This window comes from Lysinibacillus sp. BF-4 (assembly GCF_000743635.1).
Lineage (GTDB): Bacteria > Bacillota > Bacilli > Bacillales_A > Planococcaceae > Metalysinibacillus > Metalysinibacillus saudimassiliensis.
The window spans coordinates 19,195-31,480 of record NZ_JPUW01000006.1 but is presented as its reverse complement, the minus strand read 5'-3'; the positions used below and the strand labels follow the sequence as shown (position 1 = coordinate 31,480).

Here is a 12,286-nt window from a genome sequence, read left to right as displayed (position 1 = left end):
GCTTATTCTTCTTGTCGTTTACGATACACTTCATACATAAGTAAAGCTGCAGCTACAGAAGCATTTAATGATGTAACATGCCCTACCATTGGTAAGTGATATAAGAAATCACATTTTTCTTTTAAGATACGACTCATGCCTTTACCTTCACTTCCAATAATAACAGCTAATGGTAATGTTGCATCCATTTTACGATAATCAACAGATTTTTTAGCATCTGTGCCTGCAATCCAAACGCCACGCTCTTTTAGCTCTTCGATAGTTTGTGATAAATTGTTGACGCGTACGACTGGCACATGTTCAATTGCGCCCGTTGATGCTTTAGCAACAACTGATGTTAAACCAACCGCACGACGACGAGGGATAATAATACCGTGTACACCTACAGCATCTGCTGTACGCATAATAGAACCTAGATTATGTGGATCTTCTAACTCATCTAAGATTAAAATAAATGGATCTTGCTCCTTAGCTTTAGCCGCTGCAAATACATCGTCCAATTCAGCATAGTCATAAGCTGCTACTGCAGCTACGATACCTTGATGATTTTCGTTATCTGCTAACATTTCTACTTTTTTCTTTGGCACAAATTGAACAAGCACGCCTCTTTCTCTAGCTAAATCTAATAATTCATTAACTCCTGTTTTTTTAACACCTTCTGCAATAAAAATCTTGTTAATTTCACGTCCTGATCGTAGTGCCTCTAAGACGGGGTTTTTACCGCAAATCATTTCACTTTGTTGTTCGCTCATTACGATTCCTCTCCTTTCGGTCGTTCACATATTTCAATTGATTTATCAATAATTTCATTTACACGTTCGTACTCTTCTCGCAAAAACAAGCTACCTAATACTGCTTCATAACCAGAGCTATTGCGATACGTGCGCACATCAGTATTTTTAGGAACAGAGCCAGACTTTGCATTACGACCACGTTTAAATATTGCTACTTCTTGCTCAGTTAAAAATTCTTCAGCGATTAATTGTTGGATGACATGTGATTGTGCTTTTGCTGATACATACTTTGTTGCCTCACGGTGAAGTGTATTGGGCTTTACTCGACCACTATGCAATAAATGTGCACGCACGCGTCCTTCCAATACCGCATCCCCCATATAAGCTAATGCTAAAGCATTTAACTGTAACACATCACTAGCGCGTAATTTACTCACTAGCTGAACCTCGTTTCCAACGAGTACCTTGGCGTGTATCTTCTAAAATAATGCCTTTCGCCTGCAATAAATCACGGATTTCATCTGAACGAGCAAAGTCTTTATTTTTTCGTGCATCAATACGTTCTTGGATTAATTGGTCAATATCCTCATCTAATAAATCATCTGTTGCTAATACTAGCCCTAAAACATCAGCTAATTCATCAAAGGTTGTAATGAAGGCTTGTAGTACATCTTGGGATGTATTTTCTTGTTGTAAGTAAATATTTGCAATACGCGCTAACTCAAATAATACAGAAATCGCATTAGCTGTATTAAAATCGTCATCCATTGCTGTTTCGAAAGCTACGCGCTGTTCTTTAATTTGTGTTAACCAATCGCCTGCATCTACTACATCTGTTGTTGTTGATAGTCTATGCTTAACATTTGTATAAGCTGTTTTAATACGTTCAAAACTTGTAGCCGCAGCATCTACTAAATCTTTAGCAAAGTTAATAGGGTGACGGTAGTGCACTGACAGCATAAAGAAGCGTAGCACTTGTGGGTCAATTTTTTGACGAATATCATTAACTAAAACAAAGTTACCTAGTGACTTCGACATTTTCTCGTTATCAATATTAATATAACCATTATGCATCCAATAGCGTGCAAATGTTTTATCATTATGTGCTTCAGATTGTGCAATTTCATTTTCATGATGCGGGAAAGTTAAATCCTGTCCGCCTGCATGAATGTCAATTGTATCTCCTAAATGCTCACGCGCCATTACTGAACACTCAATATGCCAGCCTGGTCGTCCCGCACCCCAAGGGCTATCCCATGAAATTTCTCCTGGTTTCGCTGCTTTCCATAATGCAAAGTCAAGCGCATCTTCTTTCTTTTCACCCGCTTCAATACGTGCACCTACTTTTAAATCATCAATCGATTGATGTGACAATTTACCATAACCATTAAACTTACGCGTACGGTAATACACATCGCCTTGCGACTCATAAGCATAACCCTTGTCTACTAGCACTTTAATAAACTCAATGATATCTTGCATATGATCCATTACACGCGGATGGGCGTCTGCCTTTTTGCATCCTAGCGCTGTAACGTCTTCAAAGTATGCATTAATAAAGCGTTCTGTTAATGTCGATACTTCTTCGCCTAGCTCATTTGCTGCTTTAATAATTTTATCATCAACATCCGTAAAGTTAGAAACATATGTCACATCATAACCGCGGTATTGCAAGTAGCGACGTACTGTATCATAAACGATTACAGGTCTAGCGTTACCAATATGAATGTAGTTATAAACTGTAGGCCCACAAACATACATTTTCACTTTGCCCTCTTCCATAGGAACGAACACTTCTTTTTCACGAGATAATGTATTGAAAATTTTAATTGCCATTGTAACCTCTCCTCTTTTTATAAAATAAAAACGTCTCTATCACCATAATAGGTGACAGAGACGTTTAATGACGTGGTTCCACTCTGATTTGAAGAATAATTCTTCATCTTTAAGCGCTAGTAACGGTAGCGAACCGATTTAATCTACTTTATTTCGATTAAATTGCTCGAAGGTGCATTTCAGTTTTACCTAGGCTCAGACCACTTTCAGCCAGTGGTGGTCCTCTCTAAAGAGCTTGCAATACTTACTTCTCCTCGTCAACGCATATTATTGTAGCTTCATTTTACAATGAACGCTTAGAAAGTCAATATTATTGTGCATATTTTGCTACGCGAGCAACTGCTTTATCTTTACCTAATAATGCGATTGAATTTGGTAGCTCAGGACCATGCGTTTGACCTGTTGTAACAACACGAATTGGCATGAATAGGTTTTTACCCTTATGTCCTGTTTCTTTTTGTACTGCTTTAATTGCTGCCTTAATTGCTTCTGGTGTGAACTCTTCTAGTTGCTCTAATTGTACTTTAAATGCTGCCATCACTTCAGGAACTTGCTCGCCAGCTAGTACTTCTGTTGCCGCTTCATCGTAATGAATTTCGTCTGTGAAGAACAGCTCTGTTAATTCAACGATTTCTGCACCGAAGCTCATTTGCTCGTGATAAAGCGCGATAACATCTTTAGCCCAAGCTTGTTGCTCTGCTGTTAATGCTTCTGGTAAGCGACCTGCTTTTTGTAAGTGTGGTAATGCTAGCTCCACTACTTCATCTAGTGATAACTTTTTAATGTATTGGTTATTCATCCATGTTAACTTTTGTTTATCAAACATTGATGGTGATTTCGAAAGACGCTTTTCGTCAAATAGCTCGATAAGCTGTTCTTTTGTAAAGATTTCTTCTTCACCTTCTGGTGACCAGCCTAGTAAAGCAAAGAAGTTAAACATTGCTTCTGGTAAATAACCAAGCTCTTTGTATTGTGTAACGAATTGAATAATTGACTCGTCACGTTTTGATAGTTTTTTACGGTCCTCGTTAACGATTAGCGTCATATGGCCAAAGCGTGGGTGCTCCCAACCAAATGCATCAAAAATCATCATTTGTTTTGGTGTGTTTGATAAATGCTCTTCACCACGGAAAATATGTGTCATCTTCATGTAATGGTCATCTAACACTACTGCGTAGTTATACGTAGGAATACCGTTTGCTTTAACGATTACCCAGTCGCCAACGTCTTTTGATTCAAACGTAACTTTACCACGTACTAAATCGTCAATTTCATATGTTACATTTTCAGGGACACGCATACGAATTGTATATGCTTCGCCAGCTGCTTCCTTTGCTGCAACTTCTTCAGCTGATAGATTACGGCACGTACCATCATATGTTGGTGCTGCAATACCATTAGCTTTTTGCTCTTCACGTGATGCTTCTAATTTCTCTGAAGAACAGAAACACTTATATGCTACACCTTGATCTAATAGCTCTTGTGCATGCTTTGTATAAATATCTAAACGCTCCGTTTGGCGATAAGGTGCATAAGGTCCACCAATATCAACAGACTCATCATAATCAATACCTAACCAACGTAAGTTATCTAGCTGAGATGCCTCGCCACCTTCAACATTACGTCCAATGTCAGTATCCTCGATACGTACAATAAATTTACCGTTGTGGTGTCTTGCATATAAATAGTTGAATAATGCTGTACGTGCGCCGCCGATGTGTAAAAAGCCAGTTGGGCTTGGCGCATAACGTACGCGTACTTCGTTCGTCATGAATAATAGCCTCCTAATTATCGTTCAAGCTGTGCTTGAATGTATGTGTTCCATTTTAACATACTGTGTTATGCCTTGATTAATAAAATCGTTGCCATTGTTGCAATGCCTTCTTCTCGGCCTACAAACCCACGTTTCTCTGTCGTTGTAGCCTTAACATTCACTTGGGAAGGATGGGCATGCAATAGTTCTGCAATTCGATTACGCATTGGTTCAATATAAGGAGCCATTTTAGGTCGTTGCGCCATAATTGTGCAATCAATATTACCTAGTTTATAGCCTCGCTCCTCTACCATTTTCCAAATATACTCTAGTAACTTAGCAGAATCTGCACCCTTAAACTCCGGGTCTGTATCAGGGAAGTGTCGTCCAATATCTCCCTCACCAATAGCACCTAAAGCTGCATCTGTTACCGTATGTAATAACACATCGGCATCAGAATGACCAATTAGCCCTCTGTCGTGAGGTACAGTTATACCACCAATAATTAATGGACGTCCCTCTGCAAATTCATGAACATCAAAACCTTGACCAATTCTAAACATTTGTTTGTCCTCCTTGTTGGCGGTGCTGTAAAATCGCCTCGCCAAAAACTAAATCTTCTTGTGTTGTCATTTTAACATTTTCATATGTGCTTTCCACCATATGAACGGTATGCCCTAAACGTTCGACAAGCATAGCCTCATCTGTACCTAAAAAACCAATTTTTTCGGCAACATCTTCAGCTTGTGCTAATAAATCAAATCGAAATGCTTGGGGTGTTTGGACCATCCATAAACTATCGCGATCAATCGTTTCTTGTACACGACCATTCACTACCTTTTTCATCGTGTCCTTTGCTCGCACACCCGCAATTGCCGCTCCCTTGTCATAAGCTGCTGCTGTAAGCTTTGCAATAATTGGGGCTGTTATAAATGGACGTGCTGCGTCATGTACTAGCACAATACTTACATTATTCATAGCCTTGATACACGCGTGAACTGAGTGTTGTCGCTCTGCGCCACCATCAGGCATACCGCTAACCTTTGTAATATTATAAGCCTTGAGTAACTCTCGAATATATACTCGTTCATCAGGTCTAACAGCTAACCATATGCCTGTGCAATTTTCATCCTGTTCAAATACTGTAAGGGTATGAATCAAGATAGGCTTATTCGCAAGTTGAAGAAATAATTTGTTCTGTCCCGCACCCATACGCTTGCCACTACCTGCAGCTGGCAACACTACCTCATATTGCAATTCATTCACTTCCTACTCTTCTACTGGTTTGGCAAAAATCATTCGACCTGCTGAAGTTTGGAGCACACTTGTTACAGTCACCATAATAGCTTGACCAATGTATGAACGCCCCTCTTCAACGACAATCATTGTACCGTCATCTAAATAAGCAACACCTTGATTGTGCTCCTTACCATCTTTAATCACGACTACCTGCATGTTTTCGCCTGGTATAACTACAGGTTTTACAGCATTAGCTAAATCATTAATATTTAATACATCCACCTGATGTAAATCACATACTTTGTTTAAGTTAAAATCATTTGTTACCACTTGGGCACTGTATTTTTTAGCGTAACGCACAAGCTTTAAATCTACTTCTGCTACATCCTCAAAATCTTCGTCTGTAATTACTACATTAGATGTCTTATCATCTTGCAGACGCTTTAAAATATCTAACCCTCTACGACCTCTCGTACGCTTTAGTGTGTCTGATGAGTCCGCGATATGTTGTAGCTCAGTTAGTACAAATTGAGGTACTACAAGGGCTCCCTCTAAAAATCCCGTCTCTGCAATATCAGCAATACGCCCATCAATAATGACACTTGTATCAAGTACTTTACGACGACCTGGATTAATTTCAGGCTCTGCAGCAGCTTTTTTTTGTGCATTTTGATTTTTAAGCGCAAAAATTTGTAAAATCTCATCCCGCTTTGTTGACCCTACTCTAAAGCCTAAGTAGCCTAGCACAATGGATAGCATAATAGGCGCAACTTGCTGTACAAATAAAATAGGGATACTCTCAACAGCAAAACTTAATAAAAAGGCAATAACTAAACCAATAATCAAACAGAGCGTTCCAAATAATAAGTCTGCCACAGGTACTTTAATTAACGTGTCCTCTAACCAACTAATTAATTTAACAAAGTAATCTGAGAAGGCAAACGACAAAATAAACAACATCAATGCGCCAAGTAATACAGAAACATACGGATTGTTAAGCCAAGGGTTTGTTGATAAATTCATTAATTTGTATAAGTCCGGTAAAAAGATAAATCCTAAGGCTCCTCCAATTAATAAAAAAGCAATTTGAATGGTTCGCTTTAACATTTTATAAAACACCTCCTACATAGTTGTATTATACATTTTTTCCTACAACTTAGCTGTTCAAACGATAGCGATTTTATAACAAAACGCATCACCTCCAAGTTGAGATGATGCGTTTGTTGTTTTTATTGATACGGAAACGCTAATTTCAGCGCTTCTTGAATTGTTTCGACACCTACTACTTCAATACCTGGTGGGTAATCCCAGCCACCTAAATTTGATTTAGGTACAACAGCTCGTGTAAATCCAAGCTTAGCTGCTTCTTGTACACGTTGCTCGATGCGAGCCACGCGGCGTACTTCACCCGTTAAGCCTACCTCACCACAAAAACAATCACTTTGTTTTACTACTTGGTCTTTAAAGCTCGACACAATACTTACAAGTACTGCCAAATCAATTGCAGGCTCATCTAGCTTTACACCGCCAGCAACTTTGATATAAGCATCTTGTGATTGCAACATAAAGCCCATTCGCTTTTCAAGAACAGCCATTAATAGTTGCACACGGTTTTGATCAAGTCCAGTGGCCATACGCTTTGGATAGTTAAAACTCGTTGGCGTAACTAAAGACTGAATTTCTACTAGAATGGGGCGTGTCCCCTCCATTGATGCTACGATACTCGAGCCAGCCGCTCCTTGTGAGCGCTCTTGTAAAAACATTTCTGAAGGATTAAGCACTTCATTTAATCCATTTTGTAGCATCTCAAAAATCGCAATCTCATTTGTTGAGCCAAAGCGGTTTTTTTGGCTTCGTAAAATGCGGTACGTATGATGGCGCTCTCCCTCAAAATAAAGCACAGTATCTACCATATGTTCCAGTAAACGAGGGCCAGCAATTTGCCCTTCCTTTGTTACATGCCCTACGAGAAAGATAGCAATGTTTTGCGTTTTAGCGATACGCATCAGCTCAGCTGTACACTCTCGCACCTGTGATACACTACCTGGCGCACTCGTCACCTCAGGGTGATGCACAGTTTGAATAGAATCGACAATAACAAACTTAGGCTTTACTTGTTCAATTGTTTGATGCAAAAATTCTAAGTTAGTTTCGGCATAAATGTAGAGCTCTTTAGATGTTACACCTAAACGCTCTGCACGTAGCTTTGTTTGACGAATAGACTCCTCACCTGAAATATACAGCACGCGATGGTTAGCGTTTGATAAAATCGCAGATACTTGTAGGAGCAACGTAGACTTACCAATACCTGGGTCACCACCTATTAAAATCAAAGACCCCGGTACGATGCCACCGCCAAGTACACGGTTAAACTCATTCATTGTAGTAGGTACACGCGCCTCTTCTACAGTTTCTACATTTACAATAGGTGTAGCTTTTGTAGTAACTGTTGCTGAGTGTTGGAAAGCACCACGTGGCCCTTTTGTTACTACCTCAATTTCCTCAACCATCGTATTCCATGCCCCGCACCCTGGACAGCGTCCCATCCATTTTGCAGACTCGTAACCGCAGTCATTACACGCAAATTTTGTTTTTTTCTTTGCCATAATAGCCTCCTGTTTTCTTTTAAGTATAACAGAACATATATTCGAATCAAAAAACGAGCTACTCCTTTATAGAGTAGCTCGCTCATAATTATTTCACACTAGCACTTGGTGTTACCTGCTGTACTTTAAAGTCACCATCAACATAATCAAAGATGATATTTCCACCTTTAGCGATTGTACCTTTAAGTAATTCTTCAGAGAGACGGTCCTCTACATGCTTTTGTAAGGCACGACGTAGTGGTCGTGCACCGTACTCTGGGTCATAACCCTCATCTGCTATTTTTTCTAAGGCTGCCTCTGTAAATTCTAAGGCAATATCTTGTTCAGCTAAACGATTAGTTAATGACTTAGCCATTAATTGAATAATTTCTTTTAAGTGCGCTTTGTCCAATGAGTGGAAGACAATCATCTCGTCAATACGGTTTAAGAACTCTGGACGGAAGGCTTTTTTCAATTCTTCCAACATAACACCCTTCATATCCTTATGTTCATTTGCTGCACTCTCATTAACATTAAAACCTACATTTTTGCGATACTTCAGTGCGTCTGCACCAACGTTTGATGTCATAATTACTACCGTATTACGGAAGTCTACAACCCGACCTTTAGAGTCTGTTAAGCGTCCATCATCTAATACTTGTAATAAAATATTAAAGACATCTGGGTGTGCTTTTTCAATTTCATCTAGTAACACTACTGAGTACGGTTTACGACGTACCTTTTCGGTTAATTGTCCACCATCTTCAAAGCCAACATAGCCTGGAGGCGAGCCCACTAAACGTGAAGTTGAGTGTTTTTCCATATACTCAGACATATCTACCCGAATCATAGCATCCTCATCACCAAACATTACTTCCGCTAGCGCGCGTGCAAGTTCAGTTTTACCAACCCCTGTTGGTCCTAAGAAAATAAACGAACCAATAGGACGCTTTGGATCTTTAAGCCCTGCACGTGCACGACGAATTGCGCGAGAAATGGCTTCTACTGCCTCGCCTTGCCCGACTACTCGTTTGTGTAGTTCTTCTTCGAGGTTAAGTAGTTTTGCTGATTCTTCTTCAGCAATTTTAGCTACAGGAATACCTGTCCACATCGCTACAACTTGTGCAATATCGTTAACTGTTACTTCTAATTCAGCCTTATCTTGCTCTTCTTTCCACTTATCTTTCATTTCTTGCACTTCAAGTGTAATTTGTTTTTCGCGGTCACGGAATTTAGCCGCTTTTTCAAACTCTTGTCCTTGTACGGCTGCATTTTTTTCTGCGCGCACTTTATCTAACTCTTCTTCTAAATCTTTTAAATTTGGTGGTAATACATAAGAACGTAAGCGTACTTTAGAACCTGCCTCGTCAATTAAATCAATCGCTTTATCCGGTAAAAAGCGATCTGAAATATAACGATCACTCATTTGTGCAGCCGCTTCTACTGCTTCATCTGTAATCTTCACACAGTGGTGTGCCTCATAGCGATCACGTAGTCCATAAATAATTTGAATCGCTTCTTCTACTGAAGGCTCATCGACTTGAATTGGTTGGAATCGACGCTCAAGCGCCGCATCTTTTTCGATATATTTACGGTACTCATCAAGTGTTGTTGCACCAATACATTGTAGCTCTCCGCGCGCTAAGGATGGTTTTAAGATGTTAGAGGCATCAATCGCACCCTCTGCACCGCCTGCTCCAATTAATGTGTGCAATTCGTCAATAAATAAAATAACATTGCCTGCTTGTCGAATTTCTTCCATTACTTTTTTAAGGCGGTCCTCAAACTCACCGCGGTATTTAGTACCTGCTACAACTGTACCCATATCTAATGTCATAACACGTTTGTGACGTAAAATTTCAGGTACTTCATTATTAACAATTTGTTGTGCTAACCCTTCAGCAATTGCTGTTTTACCAACACCTGGCTCACCAATTAATACAGGGTTGTTTTTTGTACGGCGAGATAACACTTCAATGACACGTGTAATTTCCTTACTGCGTCCGATAACAGGATCTAGTGTCCCTTCACGTGCGATTTGTGTTAAATCACGTGCTAGTCCATCTAATGTCGGTGTGTTTGCTGGTTGGTTAACAGTAGCGCCATTCGGTGTTTGCTGACCATGCTCACTATTACCAAGTAATAATAATACTTGCTGACGCGTTTTATTTAAGCCTACCCCCACGTTATTTAAAACACGTGCAGCTACGCCTTCCTCTTCACGAATTAAACCAAGTAAAATATGTTCAGTACCAATATAATTGTGATTTAATTTACGCGCTTCATCTGCAGCTAGCTCTAATACGCGCTTAGCACGTGGCGTATGATGCACAACTGCATCTACTTCCTCAGTACCATGCCCTACTAGTTGCTCGATACCTCGTTCAATCATTTCTGGTGTAACATTGGCTGCTGCTAATGCTTTAGCGGCAATACCTTCTCCTTCACGCACAAGTCCTAACAGTAAATGTTCAGTACCAATTTTTGAGGCCTTCCAACGCTTTGCCTCATCTTGCGCTAAATTTAACACCTTATTTGCACGTTCTGTAAATCGATTAAACATACTATTTCCTCCTCTTATACGTTAGTTGGTTAATAAATCTCTAATCAGTGTTGCGCGTGCAATGTCACGTTCATTCGTTGGCATTGCCTCGTTTTTATAATATTGCAGGAAGCCTGGTTGCATACAGCTAATACAAGCGTTAACAGCTTTAATCGTTACGTCTGTAATAATGCCAAGGTCGATACCTAAACGTATGCTCGACAATCCTCTTGCTGCTTCCTCACTAGTTATCGTACGTGCATAACGTAACGTACCTAGTGCTCGTTGTATTTGATCTTCAAGTAGAATGCTAGATTGTTGCATTAATGCTTTACGTGCACGCAACTCATATTCAATTATTTGTTCTACTTGCTGTTGTAAGTCATGTAAAATTTGCTGTTCAGATTTACCAAGGGTTTCTTGATTAGAAATTTGGTAAATGTTACCCAAACTTGCACTACCTTCTCCATATATACCCCGCACAACCATACCTAAGCGTAGCATGGCTTGAATAATTACATTCATGCGATTGGTCATAGTAAGTGCTGGTAAATGTAGCATTACGGACGCTCGTAAACCTGTACCTAGATTAGTAGGACAACTTGTTAAATAACCGTATTGCTGATGATACATATAGGGGTGTGCCTGTTCAATTTGGCGGTCAAGCATTAAAGCATGCTCATAGGTTTCTTGAAGTTTAAGACCAGGCGCTAAACATTGGATGCGTAGATGGTCCTCCTCATTTACCATAATGCTTGTTTGCTCATCCGCAGCAATAATTAATGCTCCTTGCTGTTGCTGTAAAAATTGCGGACTAATTAAGTGTTTTTCAACTAACACCTGACGTGCTAGTAAAGGCATCTCTTGCAAGTCAAAATAATGTAAGCCTTCTACATTATCCAGTAAAGCATGTGTTACTTCACGTTCAATTTCCGCTTCCTCTCCTTCTGTTAAATAAGGTGGAAAGCGAAATCCCTCAAGATTACGAGCTAGGCGTATACGACTACTCATCGCTACACTATTTGGAGTTGCATCAGCTAATGTAATATCACAATCACGCGTGTATCGTAAAAAATCATCGATATTATTCATTTGCCTTCCCCTCCTGTACCTTAGCCTCTAACTCTTTAATGGCATCTCGTAGTAAGGCAGCTTGCTCAAAACTTTCGCTTACTACGGCTTCTTGCATTTGTTGTCGTAGTGAAGCTACTTCATTTTGCATCGCTTTTTTATTTTCCAACATAGTTGGCATAGCACCTACATGTTGTAAATCAGCTTGAATGGGCTGCAAAATTTTAGGTATTTGCTCTGCAAATGTGTCGTAACATGTAGCACAGCCAAAGCGCCCCGTTTTACGGAAGTGCGCATACGTATAGCCACACCCTTCACAACGTAATTGTTCTTTACGTATATTTTTAGGTGCTTGCCAGTTAGCAAGTAATTGTTGAATTGAAATCGGTTCTTTTGGCATTTCATTTGTAAAGGGATAAAAGTTTTGGGCGCATTTCTCACAATAATGGTGGATAGCTTGCTCACCATTGTTATTTTTAGAAATTGTTATAACGGCTTGCCGTTGTTCACAGCGTTCACATAACAC

The 12,286-nt window shown here is 39.7% G+C and carries 11 protein-coding genes and 1 other annotated feature; all 11 genes read right to left on the bottom strand.

Going from position 1 to position 12,286, the window contains the following annotated elements; genetic code table 11:
- Window positions 1-2 precede the first annotated feature (2 nt).
- On the bottom strand, window positions 3-752 hold the full coding sequence (rlmB, locus tag CH76_RS04070; protein WP_036143328.1) for a 23S rRNA (guanosine(2251)-2'-O)-methyltransferase RlmB: 750 nt from the start codon (window positions 750-752) through the stop codon (window positions 3-5).
- The gene (locus tag CH76_RS04065) at window positions 752-1,114 is read right to left on the bottom strand and encodes a ribonuclease III domain-containing protein (RefSeq protein ID WP_081892617.1); all 363 of its coding nucleotides are present in this window, start codon (window positions 1,112-1,114) and stop codon (window positions 752-754) included. Before CH76_RS04065 ends, rlmB begins: the two co-directional genes overlap by 1 nt.
- Window positions 1,115-1,163: 49 nt before the next feature.
- Complete coding sequence (gene cysS, locus CH76_RS04060) at window positions 1,164-2,570, bottom strand: cysteine--tRNA ligase (protein WP_036143323.1); 1,407 nt, start codon at window positions 2,568-2,570, stop codon at window positions 1,164-1,166.
- Between the two features lie 53 nt (window positions 2,571-2,623).
- Window positions 2,624-2,840: a binding site (T-box leader), on the bottom strand.
- Between the two features lie 40 nt (window positions 2,841-2,880).
- A complete protein-coding gene (gene gltX / locus CH76_RS04055; protein WP_036143322.1) occupies window positions 2,881-4,341 on the bottom strand; it encodes a glutamate--tRNA ligase in 1,461 nt (486 codons plus the stop codon).
- 68 nt (window positions 4,342-4,409) lie between these two features.
- Complete coding sequence (gene ispF, locus CH76_RS04050) at window positions 4,410-4,886, bottom strand: 2-C-methyl-D-erythritol 2,4-cyclodiphosphate synthase (protein WP_036143319.1); 477 nt, start codon at window positions 4,884-4,886, stop codon at window positions 4,410-4,412.
- Window positions 4,879-5,580, bottom strand: coding sequence for a 2-C-methyl-D-erythritol 4-phosphate cytidylyltransferase (ispD, locus tag CH76_RS04045; RefSeq protein WP_036143315.1), 702 nt, complete (start codon window positions 5,578-5,580; stop codon window positions 4,879-4,881). The genes ispF and ispD overlap by 8 nt, the downstream gene beginning before the upstream one ends.
- Before the next feature lie 12 nt (window positions 5,581-5,592).
- Window positions 5,593-6,669, bottom strand: a complete 1,077-nt coding sequence (locus tag CH76_RS04040; RefSeq protein WP_036143312.1) for a PIN/TRAM domain-containing protein — start codon at window positions 6,667-6,669, stop codon at window positions 5,593-5,595.
- Window positions 6,670-6,791: 122 nt separating this feature from the next.
- Window positions 6,792-8,168, bottom strand: a complete 1,377-nt coding sequence (radA, locus tag CH76_RS04035; protein ID WP_036143308.1) for a DNA repair protein RadA — start codon at window positions 8,166-8,168, stop codon at window positions 6,792-6,794.
- A gap of 88 nt (window positions 8,169-8,256) precedes the next feature.
- The gene (locus CH76_RS04030; protein ID WP_036143306.1) at window positions 8,257-10,710 is read right to left on the bottom strand and encodes an ATP-dependent Clp protease ATP-binding subunit; all 2,454 of its coding nucleotides are present in this window, start codon (window positions 10,708-10,710) and stop codon (window positions 8,257-8,259) included.
- A gap of 21 nt (window positions 10,711-10,731) precedes the next feature.
- Window positions 10,732-11,781, bottom strand: a complete 1,050-nt coding sequence (locus CH76_RS04025; RefSeq protein ID WP_081892614.1) for a protein arginine kinase — start codon at window positions 11,779-11,781, stop codon at window positions 10,732-10,734.
- On the bottom strand, window positions 11,774-12,286 hold the full coding sequence (locus CH76_RS04020) for a UvrB/UvrC motif-containing protein (protein ID WP_036143303.1): 513 nt from the start codon (window positions 12,284-12,286) through the stop codon (window positions 11,774-11,776). The genes CH76_RS04025 and CH76_RS04020 overlap by 8 nt, the downstream gene beginning before the upstream one ends.

Bases quoted from the DNA above. Each gene is read 5' to 3' on its own strand.
- CH76_RS04065 (WP_081892617.1), bottom strand. From the start codon at position 1,114: ATGGGGGATGCGGTATTGGAAGGACGCGTGCGTGCACATTTATTGCAT.
- radA (WP_036143308.1), bottom strand. From the start codon at position 8,168: ATGGCAAAGAAAAAAACAAAATTTGCGTGTAATGACTGCGGTTACGAG.
- ispF (WP_036143319.1), bottom strand. From the start codon at position 4,886: ATGTTTAGAATTGGTCAAGGTTTTGATGTTCATGAATTTGCAGAGGGA.
- CH76_RS04040 (WP_036143312.1), bottom strand. From the start codon at position 6,669: ATGTTAAAGCGAACCATTCAAATTGCTTTTTTATTAATTGGAGGAGCC.
- cysS (WP_036143323.1), bottom strand. From the start codon at position 2,570: ATGGCAATTAAAATTTTCAATACATTATCTCGTGAAAAAGAAGTGTTC.
- CH76_RS04030 (WP_036143306.1), bottom strand. From the start codon at position 10,710: ATGTTTAATCGATTTACAGAACGTGCAAATAAGGTGTTAAATTTAGCG.
- gltX (WP_036143322.1), bottom strand. From the start codon at position 4,341: ATGACGAACGAAGTACGCGTACGTTATGCGCCAAGCCCAACTGGCTTT.
- CH76_RS04025 (WP_081892614.1), bottom strand. From the start codon at position 11,781: ATGAATAATATCGATGATTTTTTACGATACACGCGTGATTGTGATATT.
- rlmB (WP_036143328.1), bottom strand. From the start codon at position 752: ATGAGCGAACAACAAAGTGAAATGATTTGCGGTAAAAACCCCGTCTTA.